The sequence below is a fragment of the Psychrobacillus syltrankelensis genome, assembly GCF_055454035.1.
On record NZ_CM144227.1, the window covers coordinates 351020 to 369322 of the forward strand.

General features: G+C 34.1%; 22 protein-coding genes. 18 read left to right on the forward strand and 4 right to left on the reverse strand.

Annotated elements, in window-relative coordinates; translation table 11 throughout:
- The first annotated feature begins 40 nt into the window (after positions 1–40).
- The 5 genes from ACTSKG_RS01720 to mtnN all read left to right on the forward strand — a co-directional run bounded on the left by ACTSKG_RS01720 (position 41) and on the right by mtnN (position 5256).
- On the forward strand, positions 41–1312 hold the full coding sequence (locus tag ACTSKG_RS01720; protein WP_464756436.1) for a peptidase U32 family protein: 1272 nt from the start codon (positions 41–43) through the stop codon (positions 1310–1312).
- The gene (gene udk, locus ACTSKG_RS01725) at positions 1312–1950 is read left to right on the forward strand and encodes a uridine kinase (protein WP_464756437.1); all 639 of its coding nucleotides are present in this window, start codon (positions 1312–1314) and stop codon (positions 1948–1950) included. The genes ACTSKG_RS01720 and udk overlap by 1 nt, the downstream gene beginning before the upstream one ends.
- A 112-nt stretch (positions 1951–2062) precedes the next feature.
- A complete protein-coding gene (gene greA, locus ACTSKG_RS01730) occupies positions 2063–2536 on the forward strand; it encodes a transcription elongation factor GreA (protein WP_387583976.1) in 474 nt (157 codons plus the stop codon).
- Positions 2537–3629: 1093 nt separating this feature from the next.
- Complete coding sequence (locus tag ACTSKG_RS01735; RefSeq protein ID WP_464756438.1) at positions 3630–4313, forward strand: YrrS family protein; 684 nt, start codon at positions 3630–3632, stop codon at positions 4311–4313.
- Between the two features lie 250 nt (positions 4314–4563).
- Positions 4564–5256, forward strand: coding sequence for a 5'-methylthioadenosine/S-adenosylhomocysteine nucleosidase (gene mtnN / locus ACTSKG_RS01740; protein ID WP_464756439.1), 693 nt, complete (start codon positions 4564–4566; stop codon positions 5254–5256).
- A gap of 207 nt (positions 5257–5463) precedes the next feature.
- Here mtnN and sigK read toward each other — a convergent pair whose 3' ends face one another.
- Positions 5464–6189 (reverse strand): RNA polymerase sporulation sigma factor SigK, encoded by a 726-nt coding sequence (gene sigK / locus ACTSKG_RS01745; protein ID WP_464757941.1) that lies wholly within the window; start codon positions 6187–6189, stop codon positions 5464–5466.
- Positions 6190–6359: 170 nt separating this feature from the next.
- Entirely contained in the window at positions 6360–6896 is a 537-nt protein-coding gene (gene pssA / locus ACTSKG_RS01750) for a CDP-diacylglycerol--serine O-phosphatidyltransferase (protein WP_464756440.1), read from the reverse strand.
- A gap of 88 nt (positions 6897–6984) precedes the next feature.
- Between pssA and ACTSKG_RS01755 the strand changes: the two genes are divergently transcribed.
- The 12 genes from ACTSKG_RS01755 to ACTSKG_RS01810 all read left to right on the forward strand — a co-directional run bounded on the left by ACTSKG_RS01755 (position 6985) and on the right by ACTSKG_RS01810 (position 16441).
- Entirely contained in the window at positions 6985–7767 is a 783-nt protein-coding gene (locus ACTSKG_RS01755) for a phosphatidylserine decarboxylase (RefSeq protein ID WP_464756441.1), read from the forward strand.
- A gap of 84 nt (positions 7768–7851) precedes the next feature.
- Positions 7852–8373 carry a YqeG family HAD IIIA-type phosphatase gene (locus ACTSKG_RS01760; RefSeq protein WP_464756442.1) on the forward strand — a complete coding sequence of 174 codons (522 nt, stop codon included), beginning with the start codon at positions 7852–7854 and terminating at the stop codon, positions 8371–8373.
- Positions 8370–9473 (forward strand): ribosome biogenesis GTPase YqeH, encoded by a 1104-nt coding sequence (yqeH, locus tag ACTSKG_RS01765; protein ID WP_464756443.1) that lies wholly within the window; start codon positions 8370–8372, stop codon positions 9471–9473. The genes ACTSKG_RS01760 and yqeH overlap by 4 nt, the downstream gene beginning before the upstream one ends.
- A 12-nt stretch (positions 9474–9485) precedes the next feature.
- Entirely contained in the window at positions 9486–10316 is an 831-nt protein-coding gene (gene aroE / locus ACTSKG_RS01770) for a shikimate dehydrogenase (RefSeq protein ID WP_464756444.1), read from the forward strand.
- Positions 10303–10608 carry a ribosome assembly RNA-binding protein YhbY gene (gene yhbY / locus ACTSKG_RS01775; RefSeq protein WP_464756445.1) on the forward strand — a complete coding sequence of 102 codons (306 nt, stop codon included), beginning with the start codon at positions 10303–10305 and terminating at the stop codon, positions 10606–10608. Before aroE ends, yhbY begins: the two co-directional genes overlap by 14 nt.
- Positions 10605–11180: a nicotinate-nucleotide adenylyltransferase gene (locus ACTSKG_RS01780; RefSeq protein WP_464756446.1), complete on the forward strand. Its 576-nt coding sequence runs from the start codon at positions 10605–10607 to the stop codon at positions 11178–11180. The genes yhbY and ACTSKG_RS01780 overlap by 4 nt, the downstream gene beginning before the upstream one ends.
- Complete coding sequence (yqeK, locus tag ACTSKG_RS01785; protein ID WP_464756447.1) at positions 11167–11742, forward strand: bis(5'-nucleosyl)-tetraphosphatase (symmetrical) YqeK; 576 nt, start codon at positions 11167–11169, stop codon at positions 11740–11742. Before ACTSKG_RS01780 ends, yqeK begins: the two co-directional genes overlap by 14 nt.
- Positions 11739–12089, forward strand: coding sequence for a ribosome silencing factor (gene rsfS, locus ACTSKG_RS01790; protein ID WP_464756448.1), 351 nt, complete (start codon positions 11739–11741; stop codon positions 12087–12089). Before yqeK ends, rsfS begins: the two co-directional genes overlap by 4 nt.
- Positions 12089–12826 (forward strand): class I SAM-dependent DNA methyltransferase, encoded by a 738-nt coding sequence (locus ACTSKG_RS01795; protein WP_464756449.1) that lies wholly within the window; start codon positions 12089–12091, stop codon positions 12824–12826. Before rsfS ends, ACTSKG_RS01795 begins: the two co-directional genes overlap by 1 nt.
- 71 nt (positions 12827–12897) lie before the next feature.
- Positions 12898–13518 (forward strand): helix-hairpin-helix domain-containing protein, encoded by a 621-nt coding sequence (locus ACTSKG_RS01800; RefSeq protein ID WP_464756450.1) that lies wholly within the window; start codon positions 12898–12900, stop codon positions 13516–13518.
- 71 nt (positions 13519–13589) lie between these two features.
- On the forward strand, positions 13590–14153 hold the full coding sequence (locus ACTSKG_RS01805; RefSeq protein ID WP_464756451.1) for a ComE operon protein 2: 564 nt from the start codon (positions 13590–13592) through the stop codon (positions 14151–14153).
- 77 nt (positions 14154–14230) lie between these two features.
- The gene (locus ACTSKG_RS01810) at positions 14231–16441 is read left to right on the forward strand and encodes a DNA internalization-related competence protein ComEC/Rec2 (protein ID WP_464756452.1); all 2211 of its coding nucleotides are present in this window, start codon (positions 14231–14233) and stop codon (positions 16439–16441) included.
- Between the two features lie 43 nt (positions 16442–16484).
- Here the strand turns inward: ACTSKG_RS01810 and ACTSKG_RS01815 are convergent, their stop codons facing one another.
- Positions 16485–16619, reverse strand: a complete 135-nt coding sequence (locus tag ACTSKG_RS01815; RefSeq protein ID WP_151700408.1) for a YqzM family protein — start codon at positions 16617–16619, stop codon at positions 16485–16487.
- Between the two features lie 156 nt (positions 16620–16775).
- Between ACTSKG_RS01815 and holA the strand changes: the two genes are divergently transcribed.
- Positions 16776–17780 (forward strand): DNA polymerase III subunit delta, encoded by a 1005-nt coding sequence (gene holA / locus ACTSKG_RS01820; RefSeq protein ID WP_464756453.1) that lies wholly within the window; start codon positions 16776–16778, stop codon positions 17778–17780.
- Positions 17781–17946: 166 nt separating this feature from the next.
- Here holA and rpsT read toward each other — a convergent pair whose 3' ends face one another.
- Positions 17947–18195 (reverse strand): 30S ribosomal protein S20, encoded by a 249-nt coding sequence (gene rpsT / locus ACTSKG_RS01825; RefSeq protein ID WP_464756454.1) that lies wholly within the window; start codon positions 18193–18195, stop codon positions 17947–17949.
- Positions 18196–18303 lie beyond the last annotated feature (108 nt).

Here is an 18303-nt window from a genome sequence, read left to right on the forward strand (position 1 = left end):
AGATTAACTTTCTTGTCAGTTAAGAAAGGGAAGGTACCGTGTGACAACAAAAATAGATAAAATAAGTGAGCTAATTGGTGGCAAACGAGTGATTACCAAAAAGCCAGAACTATTAGCTCCAGCAGGGAATTTAGAAAAGTTGAAAGTTGCTGTCCATTATGGTGCAGATGCTGTTTTTATTGGTGGGCAAGAATTTGGTCTTCGATCGAATGCGGGAAATTTTTCAATTGAAGAAATGCGATTAGGAGTGGAATTTGCTAATCGTTATGGAGCAAAAATTTATGTGACGACTAATATATTTGCCCATAATGAAAATATGGATGGCTTGGGAGAATATTTACAAGCTATTGAGTCTGCAGGAGTTACTGGTATCATTGTGGCGGATCCATTAATAATTGAAACATGTCGAAACTCTGCTCCAAAATTAGAAATTCATTTGAGTACACAACAATCCTTATCCAATTGGAAAGCTGTTCAATATTGGAAAGAAGAGGGTTTACATCGTGTAGTGTTAGCACGGGAGACAAGCGGCGATGAAATACAACTAATGAAAGAGAAAGTAGATATTGAAATTGAAACATTTATTCACGGGGCAATGTGCATTGCTTACAGTGGTAGATGTACACTTTCTAATCATATGACTGCTCGTGATTCTAATCGAGGTGGTTGCTGTCAATCATGTCGTTGGGATTATGATTTGTATGAGGAACAAAACGGTGAGGAACAAGCATTATTTGAAGTGAATGACGTTCCGTTTGCAATGAGTCCAAAAGATTTAAAGCTGGTGGAATCCATACCGAGAATGATTGAACTTGGTATTGATTCACTCAAAATCGAGGGTCGCATGAAATCTATTCACTATATTGCGACTGTCGTGAGTGTTTATCGTAAAGTAATTGATGTATACTGTGAAGATCCTGAAAACTTCCAAATGCGAAAAGAATGGTTAGAAGAGCTTGAAAAATGCGCTAATCGTGAAACGGATACAGCATTTTTTGAAGGAGAACCAGGTTTCGAACAACAAATGTATGGGGTACATGATAAAAAACTAGGATTTGATTTTGTAGGTCTTGTACTAGATTATAATGATGAAACCCAAATAGTTACTTTGCAGCAACGTAATTTCTTTAAACCTGGAGATGAAGTTGAATTTTTTGGACCAGAAACAGAAAATGTCCGTTTAATAATGGGAGAAATAATGAATAAAAAAGGACAAGTGCTGGATGCAGCAAGACATCCTTTAGAAATAATACAATTCAAATGTCCGGTGAAATTGTATCCAAATAATATGATGAGAAAAGGGATGAAATAATGTCTAATAGAACCCCTCTTATTATTGGGATTACTGGTGGTTCAGGTTCTGGTAAAACGAGTGTAACGAACGCAATTAGTGAAGTTTTTAAAAACCATTCTGTTGTTGTAATAGAGCAAGATTATTATTATAAAGATCAAAGTCATTTAAAATTTGAAGAGCGATTAAACACAAACTATGATCATCCTCTTGCTTTTGATAATGACTTACTTATAGAGCACATTCATAATTTGTTAAATAATATAGCAGTAGATAAGCCCGTATATGATTATGCACAACATACTCGTTCGACAGAAACAATTAGAATTGAGCCGCAAGATGTAATAATTTTAGAAGGAATTTTAGTTTTAGAAGATGAGCGACTTCGAAATCTGATGGATATAAAATTATTTGTAGACACTGATTCTGATTTACGTATTATTCGCCGTATTTTACGTGATATTAATGAGCGAGGCCGCACGGTGGATTCAGTTGTTGAACAGTACATTAATGTCGTTCGTCCGATGCATAATCAATTTATTGAACCAACCAAGCGATATGCAGATGTTATAATCCCAGAAGGTGGGCAAAATGAGGTTGCAATAGATTTAATGGTTACAAAAATAAAAACTATTCTTGAAACTGACGTTATTGTATAATATGATGATTGTGGATTGACAATTATTTCATGAAATTCATATCATTATAAATCTTAGCATATGAATGTTACATGAAAAGGTTTTAAGTGTGTATTTAAAGGAGTGTATGGGAGTGTCAACAGAGAAACAATATCCAATGACCGTTGCTGGTAAAAAGAAGTTAGAAGATGAATTAGAACTTTTAAAAACGGTTAAACGTAAAGAAGTAGTGGAACGTATTAAAATTGCAAGAAGCTTTGGCGATCTATCGGAGAACTCTGAGTACGATTCTGCTAAAGAAGATCAAGCTTTTGTAGAAGGTAGAATTTCTACAATCGAATCAATGATTCGAAATGCGGTAATTATTGAAGAAGAAGAAAATAATGATGTAGTTTCATTAGGAAAAACGGTAACATTTATTGAAATTCCTGATGGGGACGAAGAATCTTATACAATTGTTGGTTCAGCTGAAGCAGACCCTCTAGAGGGACTTATATCAAATGATTCACCTATTGCAAAAGGTTTACTTGGAAAATCTACTGGAGATAAAGTAAAGATAACTACTCCTGGTGGAGAAATGGATGTTCAAATTATTTCAATATCTTAATTTTGAGAAATAGTAAATGTAATTGTCAGGAAACATAATGATGAGAGCGTTTTCATTTGTTAGGTTTTCTAACTCATTTAGATATTTTTCACTATTTAAAAGGTAAACTTTTTCTTTACCTCTGACTGTAGACAAACTCGATAAAAAATGAGTTTGTCTACAGTCATTTTTTTGAAGATTGAATCAATTTCATAAATAGCATTAAAATACTAAAACACGAACAATACTTAACTTATTGATTGGAGCGACAGGCGGCGACTCCAGCGGGATGAGTGAGACAGATGAGACATCGCAACGACGCGAATGCGGCGGTGATGGCTCATCGCTCACCCCGCGGAAAGCGTCCGCCGATAGCGGAAATTATGCTGTTTTATGAAACGGATATTATACGTTTTCAGCATTTCACTTTAAAATTGTTCGTGTTTTATCTCTAGATTTGAATTGTGAAATTGATTCGATTATGAAAGAATAAAAATTTTATGCCATGAACAAGTTGATTTCCGCTGCAGGCGGACGCTTTACAGGGGGCAAGCATCAAGCCGCTTGGGACCAACACAACGTTGATCCCAAATGCGTAGCCACACGATGTGGCGCTCTTAGACTTTAAACAATTGAATGCTCAGTCTAGGGTCTTGATTTACTTGCTAATCCCCTTGGAGTCGCCACCTTCCGCTCCAATCAACAGGAAAAATTACAAAGACAATATGCTTCGTCGAAATAATGAACTGGCTCTTTCTTTTGCTTATCCATATGGCAAGCGGAACCAGAGAAAAAAATAGAAAGTATCTACCGAAAAAGAAGTGAAGAGCTTCCGAAATTGTATCTTCGGAAGCATTTAAAAGAGTAGGGAAGTATTTTTTCTATAATTAGTCAAACCAAACGCATCATGTCCTCACAAATTTCAAGAGGTCGACAGACAAACACCTGCCGCAAGATTACTCTAACGGTAATGATGTCGCCAATGTTTCGTCCATAGCACTCTGGAAACGGTGATGACAAAATGAACATAAAGGACACTTGCTCTTTTCTTATGAAACAATTTAAACCTACTGTTCGTCTAATAAATTATACAGATTCATTAAGGGGGAAAACTATGTCAAATTATAATCAAAGACCAAATTCCAGATTAAACAAAAAAAATCGTAAGAAAAAAGGAAATACTATCATAAATATTCTAATAGGAGTAGTTTTACTTTTAATTATTATAGTAGTCGTAAATATAGTAACGGATAAAGGTCCGGAAACAGCCAAAGAAGAAAACAAAACAACAAATAAGGAAGAAGTAAAGTCAGAAGAAGTTAATTCTAATACTTCATCAAACGAAGAGAAAGTTACTAATTCAGATGAAGAGAATCCTGTTGAAGAGGAAGTAGCAAAAGAAGACCAAATCACTTCAGATTCTGAAACTTCCACAGATCAAGAAAGTTCACAAGTTATTAATGAACAATCTGATAATCCCAATGTGGAAGAAACTGTAATTGATCCTAATTGGAAGCCAATAGGTACAACCCAAACAGGTGAGCATGTTTCTAACTATGATAGTCACTCTGTTGACTGGGCAGAAAAAATACAAGCGCTATCTTATGGTACTGGACTGGATTCTGAAAATATGTATGTAAAGTTTTTAGGTAACGGAGGAAGCCCACAGAAATCAGTTGGTACAGTTACATCTAAAGATGGTAAGGAAATTTACAGAGTTCAATTAGAGTGGATAGAAGGACAAGGCTGGAAACCTACGAAAAAAGAAAAACTAAAATCACTAGATGGCGCCTCTTGACGAAAGAGGCGTCTTTGACTTATTTTAGAAGGAGTGCTTTTTTCATGATTCAGTAATATTTTAGTGATGCGCTATACCGCAAATATCAAAAATTCTAAGACTGGATGAATGCATTTAGGTATGTCATTTTGGGGTAAAACCCTCTGAATTAATTTAAAGTATAAGGTGATTGTCGCAGATTTTAAATGTGTTTATTTTAAAACCTGGACTTAGTTAAACCAAGGCGTAAGTGATGAAAGGTGGAAGCAACATGAAAATTGCAGTTATTGGAGCTATGGAACAGGAAGTAGAATTATTAAGAGAAGAAATCGAAAATGCGGAGACAACTATTATAGCCAATAGTGAATTTACAGTTGGTACATATAAAAAACATGAGGTCATCTTATTGAAAAGTGGTATTGGAAAAGTAAACGCTGCGATGACGACAACAATATTGTTAAATGAATTTAAACCAGATTATGTGATTAATACGGGTTCTGCGGGTGGGTATGATCCAACTTTAGAAGTCGGAGCTATAGTTATCTCTGATGAAGTTCGTCATCATGATGTGGATGTTACTGCATTTGGGTACGAAATAGGTCAAGTACCATTGCTCCCGGCAGCTTTTAAAGCGAATAACAAATTAATGAAACTTGCTGAAGAGGCAGTACTAGAAATAGGGGGGCATCAATCAGCAACGGGTTTAATTGCTACAGGTGATATTTTTATGCATAACCCAGAGAAGGTGGAAGAAGTTCGTAATAATTTCCCTCTAATGAAAGCGTGTGAAATGGAAGCAGCAGCAGTAGCACAAGTATGTCATCAATTTGATGTGCCTTTTGTAGTAATCCGAGCTTTATCTGATATTGCGGGAAAAGAGTCTTCTATTAGTTTTGATGAATTTTTACCTGTTGCTGCAAAACATTCAACTGAAATTGTTTTGAACGTTTTAGAAAAAATATAATTGCTGAGAAAAGTTTAATTGAAATGAAGATTAACTTATAAAAGTTTTTGTCATGGATGTTCATACTTATGTTATGATGGAATTATATTACCGCTTTCATTATAATTTTTAGGAGGGATATTGTGATTTTTATCATGGCAATGTCTATTTTGATTACTGCAGTATTAGCTTTTATTATGATAGCAGAAACTAGCGAAGATTAATTTTCTAAGCTCTTTTGGTGTTAACATCAAAAGAGTTTTTTTCATGTATATAGGATTGATATAGTTTTACGAGAGCACGCTTCTCAATTCTAGAGACATAACTTCTTGAAATTTTTAATTGCTTCGATATCTCTTTTTGGGTCATTGGTTGATATCCTAAGAGACCGTAGCGGCGTACAATTATTTCTAGTTCACGCTTTTCTAAACTGGATAAATGCTTATATAATCTATTCATATCTTCTTGATCAACTAGTTGTTCATCAGTACTTTTTTCAATTCCTTGTAGCAAATCAGTAATTTCTAAAGAATGTCCATCTTTATCAGTTCCAATCGGTTCATGTAAAGAGACGTCTTTTTGAACTTTTTTTAATGATCTTAAATACATAAGTATTTCATTTTCAATGCATCTAGCTGCATAAGTAGCTAGTTTTGTTTTTTTTGTTGGTGTATAACTATTTACAGCTTTCATCAACCCAATAGTTCCTATTGATATATAATCATCAAGAAGCTCATGTTTAGGATGAAATTTTTTAACTACATGTGCTACTAATCTCATATTTCTTTCTATAAGTTCATCTCTTGCTGTCAAATCACCTGCTAGAAATCGATCAATCATCACCTTCTCTTCTTCAGGTGTTAAAGGCTGATGGAATGCCTGACCTTTCAGATATCCGAGAACAAGCGGAAGTTCTGAGACCATGCTCATAAAGGCAGTAAAGATACCAGAGATTGTGTCCACCTCCATCTATTTATACTTTATTGTATGTCGAATATTGAGGGAATAGAACGTATGAGCACTACCGAGAGCATATAAGAAGTATGGAAAATCAAAGTTTGTGGGAAAAAAAGAAAACAAAAAAAACGACTGATAGTAAAGTCGTTTTAGATTGAAAAAATATTTTAGACTTTTCGGAGGGTAAACGTGCTAATCATTAAGAATGCAAGTAAAATAAACAAGAACATATAGGATACTGATGGGACGTAATTGATAGCAAAATAAGAAAGTGTTAATATAACGCCAGCTACAGTAATTGGAAGACCTGTGAAAAACCCATTAGGTTCTGAAATATTAAATCGAGCAAGTCTAAAACCGCCACAAGCTATATAAATAACAGTGATAATCATTCCAGCAACACTAAAGTCTTTTAATACTAATGCATATAAAAGTAATGCAGGAGCAACTCCAAATGAGATAATGTCGCTCATGGAATCGAGTTGTTTACCTAATTCAGATTCCAAGTGAAACTTCCTAGCAACCATACCATCAAAACGATCTAGTAGACCAGCTACAAATATAAATAACACACTATATGTGTAATGACCATTCATTGTTGCCATAATTGCTGCTCCACCAAAAGCAAGATTAGCAATAGTAATCATGTTAGCTGCCTGTGATTTCAATTTTTTTACGGTATTTGTCATAACGTTTAAATACATTGCAAATCACTCCTTTACAAATATTATCTTTGTTCATTATACTTCGGTTAAGAAAAAATTGTAAGTTATTTTTCATAGGGAGATTAAAATGAGAGAAAAATTATACCAATCAATGATTGAATTAACGAACGGAAAGTGGTCTTCACATGTCATCAAAGGATTTGCAAAGTCCAAATGGAGTAAAAAGATAATACCGTCTTATATTAAATATTTTAATATAACGATTCAAGAATTATCGAAAGATGTCCATGAATTTTCTTCCTTGCATGAATTTTTTGTTCGAAATGTACATCCAGAATCTAGACCTATTGCGAAACAACAGAGTGCGGTTGTAAGTCCAGTGGATGCAAAAGTAGAAAAGTTCGGTGATATAACACCTGACGGAATTTTTCTAGTAAAAGGTAAATCTTATACTTTACATGATATGCTTGGATCTGAAAAACTAGCAAATGAGTATGTAAATGGTAAGTATATTGTTTTATATCTTAGTCCCGCTGAATATCATCGTATCCATGCGCCTTCAGACGGCAAGGTTCTTCGACAATACATTCTAGGAAATAAATCATATCCAGTAAATCAATGGGGTCTCCAGTATGGAAAAAACACTATTAGTGGTAATTATCGTTTACTTACCGAAATAGAAATGCCCAATATGAAAAACTGTTTTTTCATTAAAGTAGGTGCTATGTTTGTTAATTCCATTGAGCTTACAAATACATCAAAAGAATGGTCAAAAGGCGAGGAAGTGGGCTTCTTTTCGTTTGGTTCGACAGTAGTTATGCTTTTTTCAGAGGAAAGCATAGAATTTACTTCCTCTATTAAAGAAGGTCAGTTTATCCAAATGGGTGAGTTAGTAGCAAATATGCTATAATCGTTAGGAAAAGCGAAGCGCAAGCGTCTTGAGATTTGTAAAATTTTACACTTAAATATAAGTACCGAATTGGAGTGTTAGTCGTTGTATCAATTTTTTATACCTAGTGAATTTGTGAGGAGTGTCTTTCACATTACACCTGAACTTTTAAAAGAAAAAGGCATAAAAGGCATTATTACGGACTTAGATAATACATTAGTTGAATGGGATCGTCCTGATGCGACTCCTAAACTAATTGAATGGTTTGCAAACATGAAAGCTGCAGGTATTCAAATAATTATTGTTTCTAATAATAAGGAAATGCGAGTCAAGTCTTTTGCAGATCCCCTAGGAATTCCTTTTATTTATAAAGCAAGAAAACCTTTAGGAAAAGCATTTAGACATGCATTGGAACTTATGTCCGTAAAAAAAGAGGAAGTAGTAGTTATCGGTGATCAACTTTTAACCGATGTTTTTGGTGGGAACAGACAAAAACTACACACGATTCTGGTAATTCCGGTTGCAAAATCGGATGGATTTATTACGAAATTTAACCGTCTAGTAGAACGGAGAATTTTCCGTTATTTGGATAAAAAAGGGCAAGTTACATGGGAGGAAGAAGAGTGACAGAAGCACCAAAGTGTATCGGTTGCGGTACAATAATTCAAACAGAAAATATAGGAGATCCTGGTTATGCACCAGTATCGTCGCTAGAAAAAGATCTTATCATTTGCCAGCGTTGTTTTAGACTAAAAAATTATAATGAACTACAGCCGGTTTCTTTAACGGATGATGACTTTTTACGCATATTAAATGGATTAGGAAAGCAAAAAGGATTAATCGTTAAGATTGTAGATATTTTCGATTTTAATGGAAGTTGGCTACCAGGTTTACACCGTTTTGTCGGTAACAACCCAATTCTTTTAATCGCTAATAAAGCAGATTTACTTCCAAAATCAGTGAAAAAGAATAAAGTGATTAACTGGATGAAGCAAGAAGCGAAAAAATTAGGTCTTTCTCCAATTGACGTACTTTTTGTAAGTGCTCATAAAGGAACAGGGATGCCGGAAGCTATAGAAGCAATCGAACATTATCGAAAAGGAGAAAATGTTTATGTTGTAGGTTGTACAAATGTTGGAAAGTCAACGTTTATCAATCGAATTATTAAACATGCCACTGGAGAGGATGCAGTTATTACAACTTCTCATTTCCCAGGTACAACCCTTGATATGATTGAAATTCCTTTAGATGATACGAAAGCGTTATATGATACACCTGGCATTATCAATCACCATCAAATGGCACATTTCTTAGATCCGTCTGAACTTAAATTCATAACACCAAAAAAAGAAATAAAGCCAAAAGTGTTCCAATTAAATAGCGAACAAACTCTTTTCTTAGGTGGTTTATCTCGTTTTGATTTCATTAAAGGAAAGAGATCTGCATTTACTTGTCATATTGCAAATGATATTCCAATCCATCGTACAAAACTAGACAACGCAGATAACTTATATAAAGAGCATAAAGGAAAGTTATTATCTCCACCATCTGAACAATTTGTGGATTTACTGCCTCCTTTAGTAAGACATGAATTTAAGATAAAGAATCCAAAAACAGACATTGTATTTTCTGGTCTTGGTTGGATTACAGTTCAACATGGAGATGTAATAATTGCTGCACATGCGCCAGCTGGAGTGGAAGTTTCTATTCGTCCATCGCTAATTTAGGAGGGGTTTAATATGAAAAAATGGTTTGCGGTTATTGGTAATCCCATAGCTCACTCCTTATCTCCCTATATGCATGAAACCTGGCTTCAAGAAAATAATATTGATGCTAGCTATATTCCAATCCATGTAGAGAAAGATAATTTAAAGGAAACAGTAGAAGCTCTTAAGCTTTTGGGATGCAGTGGTTGGAATGTTACGGTTCCTTATAAAAATGAAATAATTCCTTACTTAGACGAGATAGACATTTCTGCAGAAGGCATTGGCGCAGTGAATACTGTTGTAAAAACGGAAGATAACCGATTTATTGGGTATAATACGGATGGATTTGGTTTTATTCAATCCCTTGGACCAATTCATACTGACCATCAAATCCTTTTTGTTGGAGCTGGAGGAGCAGCAAGAGGAATTGCACATGCATTAAAGCAATCTGGTTTTACGAATATATCTTTTGCCAATCGAACACAAATAAATGCGAAAAGATTAGTGAATGATCTACAGATTGGACAAGCTGTTTCCTTGGAAGAGGCTGAAAATCGATTGTATGCTTATGATATTATTATTCAAACGACCCCCCAAGGGATGAAAAATCAAGAAAATACGTTGCCAATTAAACTAAATAATATAAAAGAGCATGCAATTGTTGCAGATATTGTATATAATCCTTTAGTTACCCCTTTTTTAAAGGAAGCAGGTAAACACAAAGTTCGAACAGTAAATGGATTAGGAATGCTTGTTCATCAAGGAGCGATCGCTTTTTCTTATTGGAACGGAATAAATCCAAATACAGATAAAATGATGGCACAATTAATGGAACAATTAGGAGGAAGTTATGTTAACAGGTAAACAAAAAAGATTTTTGCGCAGTGAAGCGCATCATTTATCACCAATTTTCCAAGTAGGTAAAGGTGGAGTAAATGATGCAATGATTAAACAAATCGGCGAAGCACTTGAAGTTCGTGAACTGATTAAAATAAGTATTTTACAAAGCTGTGAAGACGAAAAGCACGATGTAGCAGAAGCGCTTGCAAAAGGTACTAAGGCAGAACTAGTGCAGTTAATCGGCTTAACGGTAGTATTATATAAACCATCGAAAAATAATAAAAGAATCGAGCTTCCTAAAGCGAGTCGTGCATGAGTAAAAAAGTAGGGATTTTAGGTGGAACCTTTAATCCACCACATATAGGTCATTTAATTATTGCGAACGAAGTGTTATATGCACGGGATTTGGATGAATTGAGATTTATGCCTAATGCTACTCCCCCTCACAAAAAAGAGGACGAGCATGTTACAAAAGCTCAAAGGCTAAAAATGGTCGAACTAGCAATAAAAGATGTAGATAAGATGGTTGTTGAAACGATTGAATTGGATCGTGGAGGAACATCCTATACCTTTGACACGATGGAATTGTTACAAGCGAGAGAGCCAAATTCAACATTTTATTTTATTATTGGTGGAGATCAGGTCGAATATTTACCTAATTGGTATCGAATAGATGAGCTTCTTAAAAAAGTACAAATTATTGGAATTCCTAGACCAAATACTTCGCTTGAAACTGCATATCCTATTATTAAATTGGAGATCCCTCAAATTGAATTATCTTCAACGCTTGTACGAAATCGACTAAAGAATGGAAAAACAACGAAGTTTCTTATTCCTGAGTTAGTTAGAGATTTCATTCAAAAGGAGAAGTTATATGAAATACGATAATCTTCTAGAACAAATAAAAGACCGTATGCCGCTTAAGCGATTTGAGCATACAAAAGGTGTAGCAACAACAGCTATTCATTTAGCAGAGAAATATGGAGAAGACCAAGAAAAGGCAGAAATTGCTGGAATCCTTCATGATGTTGTGAAATTTGCAAATTATGATTGGCTTAAACAAATGATTATTTCCGAACATTTAGACCCACTCCTTTTATCATTCCATCATGAGTTGTGGCATGGTCCCGTTGGAAGTGTTGTTGCCAAAAAGGAGTTTCATTTCGATGACGAGGACATCCTTCAAGCCATTCGATTTCATACAACTGGAAGAGCGGGGATGTCCAATTTAGAGAAGATTATTTATATTTCAGATATGATAGAACCGAGTCGTAGCTTTCCAGGGATAGATGTGTTAAGAGAGAAAGCGAAAATAGACTTAGGTGAAGCAATGATTAGTTGCGTAACACATAGCATTACATTTTTGATAGAAAAAAAACAACCGGTTTTTCCGGACTCATTTCATTGTTATAATGATCTGATACAAAAGAGAGGAAAAGTGAAGGAATGAATTCTTCAAAATTATTAGAAATAGCTTATAAAGCAGCCGACGATAAACGTGCAGACGATATTGTCGTACTAAATATGCAAGGTGTATCGCTACTTGCGGATTATTTTTTAATCTGTCATGCAAGTTCAGATCGACAAGTGCAAGCCATCGCTAAAGAACTTTCAGAACAAGCAAGTATCGCTGGATATAATGTAAAACGTTTAGAAGGTTTTGATGAGGCAAGATGGATTTTAGTTGATATGGGAGACGTAGTTGCACATATCTTCCATAAAGATGAGCGTTCTTATTATAACTTAGAACGTCTTTGGGGAGATGCACCAATGATCGAAGTAGGATTAGATGCATAATGGCTATGTACGACCAGTTTGCGTTTATATATGATCGATTGATGTCAGATATACCTTATGCAAAATACGCGGAATGGGTGCAAAAAAAAGCACCCGCTTCTGCGGGAAATAAATTAGTTGATATTGGATGCGGTACGGGAGTATTAAGCGTGCAATTTGCAAAGGCGGGTTATGAAGTTATTGGTGTTGATTTATCCGAATCTATGCTAACAGTTGCCCAAAATCGCAGTATGGAAAACCATTTATCCATTTCGTATATTTGCCAATCAATGGCCGAAATGGATGGAATTGAGGAAATGGATATAGCAGTTATTGCTATTGATTCATTAAATTACCTTGAGACACTTCAAGAGGTTGAACAAACCTTTCAACATGTTTTTCATTCTCTAATTGAAGGTGGTCATTTATTTTTTGACGTACACTCACTTTATAAAATGGATGAAATATTTCCAAACGGTCCATTTACATATGAGGATGATCAGGTTGCATATATTTGGAATACGGAGATAGGGGACGAAAGACATTCAATTTATCATGACATTTCTTTTTTTGTGAAAGATGAGAGTGGTTATTATGAACGTTTTGAAGAGTCTCACTATCAGAGGTCATTTCCATTAGAGTCGTATGAAAATCTTTTAAAAAAGATAGGTTTCACCTCCGTATCGGTTTCTACTTCTATTTTTGAGGAAGAGTCAGAAAATGAAGTTGAGAGATTATTTGTCCACGCAATAAAATAGTCCTTTCATTTAAGAGGTAAATTTAGTATAGTTGGTTTAACTCCATATGATTTACCTCTTATCTAGAGAGGATGATATTTCTGGTTTTTTCATTTTTTCAGAAATACAAGAAAAAACTGTTGCTCCCAACGACAGTTACCTTGGGTGTCATTATCTTCATTTATCAATCCCAATTCAATTCAGCCAATCCCACGGCTGATGCAATACAACCAATCCCATTCCATGAAACAATTCAAGAACAAGTAATATCAACTGAATATGAAGAGGACCAAATGCTATTTGTCGAAGTCAAAGGTGCTGTTATGAAACCAGGAGTATATGAACTTTCTTTAGGAGATCGCGTCTTAAAAGCTATAGAACTTGCAGGAGGCTATTTGCCAATAAGTGACAGTAAAACTATTAATCATGCTCAAAAAGTTGAAGATGAGATGGTTATCTACGTACCTATAGAGGGGGAAGAAGTAGAACAGCTTCAAGGTTCAATAACAGAGAATTCCAACCTAGTAAATATAAATATTGCAGATGCAATTCTACTCACAACTTTACCTGGTATTGGCCCCGCAAAAGCAGAGGCGATTATTACTTATCGAAATGATTCGGGTTTATTTAAAGAAACTCACGATCTTATGAAGGTTACTGGAATAGGTAAAAAAACTTACGACAAACTAGAATCTCTTATTACTGTAAAATAAATATTGTGTTATTGACGTTTGAATGGTCAAGCTACTAAACTAAGAGGAGTATTAGTTATGGAGGTAGTTATATGGAGCGTATTACTTGGGACCAATTTTTCATGGCACAAAGCCATTTACTTGCGTTAAGAAGCACTTGTACTCGATTAGCTGTAGGTGCAACAATAGTTCGTGACCGTCGAATTATGGCTGGTGGATACAATGGTTCAATTTCAGGAGGAGACCACTGTATCGATCATGGTTGTTATGTTGTTGATAATCATTGTGTACGTACGGTTCATGCGGAGATGAACGCTCTTTTGCAATGCGCAAAGTATGGTATTTCAGTTAGTGGCGCTGATTTATATGTCACACACTTTCCTTGTTTACCTTGTACAAAATCGATTATTCAAGCAGGAATATCTCGACTTTACTACGCACAAAATTATAAAAATAACGAATATGCCTTGAAATTATTAAGTCAAGCAAATGTTGAGATTATACAAGTGCCTTTTGACGAACGTAAAATTGACTTTTTAAGTGACGAAAAAGTTGCCCTTTATATGGAGTTAATATCAAAACTTCGTGAGAAAGGAGCAAGTATAGAAGAGTTGGAGCCTTATGAAACGAAGGTGACAGAATTATTCGGGTTATAGATTTAACAGGAAACTTAATATATCTAGCCATAACGATAGTCATTGCTGCAATCGCGGCTTATGAATCTGTAAGAGTATTGCTATTAATAGTACTAGTCTGTACTTGGTTAATCTATAAGAGAAAGCATAATATATTAATCCTAATTACTATTTTAATTGGTTTTTTATCCTACTTATATTTCAATATAACAATTCCTCGGCCATCTGAAGAAATTAGTATATCTGAAATTACATGGACTGACGATTATAGAATAAATGGGAGTTTTGTTCGAGGATTTGCAATTGGTAATGATCATAATAAATGGTACGTACAACTAAAAATACAAACAGAAAAAGAAAAAAATGATTTTATTAACATATCCCTTGCTGGAAAGAATTTTCAAGTAACTGCTCATGAAGTCATTAAAGGGCCATTGTCCCATAAATTCGCTTTTAATATGGAAGATTATATAAAAAGTAATGGAGCAGTTGGGCAAGTAGAAGTTGAAAGTTACCAATTTACAGGAGAAGATCGAAGTTTTAAAAGTTATATGGCAAAGAAAAGATTTGAGTTAAAGAGACATATTCAAACAAGTTTTCCATTGTCATTACAGTCTGAAGCTGAAGCATTATTAATAGGCAGTCGTGAACAAATGTCTTCAGATGTGCAAAAAGCATATCAAACTTTAGGAATAACTCATCTTTTTGCAATATCAGGGCTTCATGTGGGCTTAGTAGCACTTCTACTATATGAATTTCTTATTCGTATTCGAATAAGAAGGGAAACAGCAAATTGGTTGTTAATTATTGCACTTCCTCTATATGCACTATTAGCAGGGGGTGCACCCTCAGTTTGGAGATCTGTTTCAGTAACAGAATTAGTATTAGTTAGTATACTAATAAAGAAAAAAATTGCCATAGACGATGCTTTTTCTTTAAGTGTTATTGGTTTTGTCTATTTAAGTCCCTGGGTTATCTATCAGATTGGTTTCCAATTGTCATATTTAGCTGCTTTTTCATTAATTTATTCCTCCATATTTTTAATTAAAAATAGTAATACCACTTATTTAAAACAATCACTTATTATTACTTCAGTGTGTCAACTCATAGTCTATCCTATTTTAATCTTTCAGTTTTATGAAGTTTCCATTTCTTCTTTCCTCGCTAATTTAATTTTTGTACCAATATTCTCATTTATTGTACTGCCCGTTAATATCCTACTTCTTCTATTTACGTTTATATCGACTCCTGTAAGTAAATTACTCTTTTCACTATATGAGCCTCTTCGAAATTTGCTAGGAGAGATTATAACATATTTAGGAAATTTGCCTTTTCAATTATGGAATCCTATGAAGCCTTCTTTTTCATACATTCTTCTTGCCTATTTTGGTGTAATAATATTTTTTATATCTTTGGAGAGAAGAAAAAACATCTTGGTTAGTTTTATATTGCTTATTTTCCCCGCAGTATTGATACAGATTTCGCCTTATCTAGATGGATCAACTAGAATTACTTTTCTAAATGTTGGTCAAGGAGATTGTACTATTATTGAAATGCCATATCGAAAAGAAGTTATCATGATTGATACAGGTGGATTATTAAGATATGAACAAGAAAAGTGGAAAGAAACAAGAGAAATATATGAAGTAGGTAGACAAGTTGTTGTTCCGTTTTTAAAAGGAAAAGGAATTTCAAAAATTGACACATTAGTTATCACTCATGCGGATGCAGACCATATGGAAGGTGCCGAAGAAGTGTTAGAACAAATACGAGTACGAGAGGTTCATATTTCCCCAAATTCACATAAGAAAGAAGTAATGAGCGATTTAATGAAAGAAATAGAGAAACAAAAAATTCTATTATTTGAAAAAAAAGAAGGGGATCAAATAGCTTCTAAATACTTTCATTTAAACTACATTAATCCAACAGACTTGGAATATGAAGGTAATAATGATTCACTGGTCTTATCTATGCGAAATGCTTTTTTTCATGGATTATTTACAGGAGACTTAGAAAAAGAAGGAGAAGAAGAACTGGTTCGAAAGTATTCAAATGAACTTCAACAAATTACATTATTAAAAATAGGTCATCATGGTAGTAAAACTTCGAGTGTACAATCTTTTTTAGAACTTACTCGTCCTAAATTTTCGGTTATTTCAGCAGGATTTAATAATCGCTATGGTCATCCACATGCAGAAGTTGTAGCCCGTCTAAATGCATTAAAGCTCCCTTTTTTACAGACTGGTATAGATGGAACGATTGAAGTAGAGATAACAAAAAAAGGAGAAATACTTGTAAAAGCTCCTTAAAAAAAATGGTTTTGTCTGTTAGACAAAACCATTTTTCCCTTTTTTATCGAGAAACGAACTCAATAATTACTGCAATAGCGAACATAATTGTGAAAAATCCAAAGGAGACACCGAAACCTACGCCTGAGTCGATTGCGTCGTTACGTTTCGACTGTACATTTTGTTCAAACTCATTCATTGTTACCCCTCCTATTTCCACCTAATTATAAAGGATTGCCTAAAAAAAATCTACACACAAACAGTCAATTTTTTGTTGTGTTATAGAATGTCACAAATTATTCACTAATTCTACTGTATAATAATATTAATTATGCTAAACGAGGAGTTTTACCTTATGATATCAGAAAAATGGATGAAAATAGCGAATAATAAAATATCACCCGTGTATTTATTATATGGAACTGAAGCCTATTTTATAGAAGAGACATTAAAAAGATTAAAGAGGAATTTAAATGAAAATGGAGAAGTAGAAGTAATTAATTTTGATTTAGAAGAAAAAAATATAGAAGAAGTTATTTACGAAGCAGATACAATTCCTTTTTTCTCGGATAGAAAACTAGTAGTTGCTAGAAATGCATTCTTTTTAAAGGCTACAGAAAAAGGGAAAGAAAAAGTAGTACATGATTTGAATATTCTTGAACAATGGTTACAAAGCCCTTCTCCAACTGCTATTACTGTCTTTATTGCACCTTATGAGAAACTGGATGAACGAAAAAAAATAACGAAAACGATAAAACAACATTCCGAAGTTATTGAAGCTTCTAGTTTACAGCCACATGATTTGAAAGGTTGGATATTGCACGAAGTTTCTAGTTTTGGAAAAACAATTTCAGAAGAAGCATTAAATACATTGATTGAAGTTCGTGGATCTAATTTAGTCCATTTACAAACAGAACTAATGAAAATAGCCACTTATCTAGGTGAATTAGATGAAATCGATGCTGAAACAGTCAAGTTGCTTCTTGTACGAACATTAGAACAAGATGTATTTACTTTAGGGAATGCCTACCTATCGGGAAATAAAAGCGAAGCAATTGAAATATATCATGATTTATTGAAACGGAAAGAAGATCCTTTAAAGTTGAATGCATTAATAGCAACACAAGTAAGATTAATGATTCAGGTTGGTCACCTAAAGAAAAAAGGTTACCATGCGCAACAAATAGCTACTCAATTAAAGGTACATCCATACCGAGTTAAATTATTATTTGATAATCCAAGTCTACAAAATGATAAAAAATTACTTACAACTTTAAATGATCTTGCAACAGTAGATTTACAATTAAAAACATTGAATATTAATCGAGAGAGAATATTAGAAATGTTTTTAATGAAATAAGAAAAGAGCAGAGAGAGTTTTTTTTAAGCCCAAACCCCGAACTACTAGGTCGCGGACCAACAAGAATTGGTTAAAAAAGGGGAAGCAAATCAGATTTCTGAAGATATGGAAAGTTGTTAGTCAAAAAAGAAAGACTGACCGATAGGTATCGGATCAGTCTTTTTAATTACGCTTTTTTCATTAATTGAGCTTTCTTACGAGTAGCTGCGTTTTTATGAATTAAACCTTTTGAAGCTGCTTTCTCTAATTGTTTGATAGCAGATTTAATAAGATCTTTTGCGTTTTCTTCGTTATTAAGTGCAGCAGTATCAGCTTTTTTTACAGCAGTACGCATAGCTGATTTTGCATGTGCATTTTGAGCATTTAAAGTCTCATTTTGCTTAACACGTTTAATAGCGGATTTAATATTTGGCATACCTTTCACCTCCTAGTAAGGTCTGAGATGATACTTTAATGTGTTGAAAACTGTCTAATACAACAAGCATTATTTTAACAAACGAAAAAACAAATTGCAATATATAAA

Excerpts from the sequence above, each read along its gene's own strand:
- udk (WP_464756437.1), top strand. The coding sequence starts at position 1,312 with ATGTCTAATAGAACCCCTCTTATTATTGGGATTACTGGTGGTTCAGGT.
- ACTSKG_RS01735 (WP_464756438.1), top strand. The coding sequence starts at position 3,630 with ATGTCAAATTATAATCAAAGACCAAATTCCAGATTAAACAAAAAAAAT.
- mtnN (WP_464756439.1), top strand. The coding sequence starts at position 4,564 with ATGAAAATTGCAGTTATTGGAGCTATGGAACAGGAAGTAGAATTATTA.
- pssA (WP_464756440.1), bottom strand. The coding sequence starts at position 6,896 with ATGTATTTAAACGTTATGACAAATACCGTAAAAAAATTGAAATCACAG.
- ACTSKG_RS01755 (WP_464756441.1), top strand. The coding sequence starts at position 6,985 with ATGAGAGAAAAATTATACCAATCAATGATTGAATTAACGAACGGAAAG.
- aroE (WP_464756444.1), top strand. The coding sequence starts at position 9,486 with ATGAAAAAATGGTTTGCGGTTATTGGTAATCCCATAGCTCACTCCTTA.
- yhbY (WP_464756445.1), top strand. The coding sequence starts at position 10,303 with ATGTTAACAGGTAAACAAAAAAGATTTTTGCGCAGTGAAGCGCATCAT.
- ACTSKG_RS01780 (WP_464756446.1), top strand. The coding sequence starts at position 10,605 with ATGAGTAAAAAAGTAGGGATTTTAGGTGGAACCTTTAATCCACCACAT.
- yqeK (WP_464756447.1), top strand. The coding sequence starts at position 11,167 with ATGAAATACGATAATCTTCTAGAACAAATAAAAGACCGTATGCCGCTT.
- rsfS (WP_464756448.1), top strand. The coding sequence starts at position 11,739 with ATGAATTCTTCAAAATTATTAGAAATAGCTTATAAAGCAGCCGACGAT.
- ACTSKG_RS01795 (WP_464756449.1), top strand. The coding sequence starts at position 12,089 with ATGGCTATGTACGACCAGTTTGCGTTTATATATGATCGATTGATGTCA.
- ACTSKG_RS01800 (WP_464756450.1), top strand. The coding sequence starts at position 12,898 with ATGATATTTCTGGTTTTTTCATTTTTTCAGAAATACAAGAAAAAACTG.
- ACTSKG_RS01805 (WP_464756451.1), top strand. The coding sequence starts at position 13,590 with ATGGAGCGTATTACTTGGGACCAATTTTTCATGGCACAAAGCCATTTA.
- ACTSKG_RS01815 (WP_151700408.1), bottom strand. The coding sequence starts at position 16,619 with ATGAATGAGTTTGAACAAAATGTACAGTCGAAACGTAACGACGCAATC.
- holA (WP_464756453.1), top strand. The coding sequence starts at position 16,776 with ATGATATCAGAAAAATGGATGAAAATAGCGAATAATAAAATATCACCC.
- rpsT (WP_464756454.1), bottom strand. The coding sequence starts at position 18,195 with ATGCCAAATATTAAATCCGCTATTAAACGTGTTAAGCAAAATGAGACT.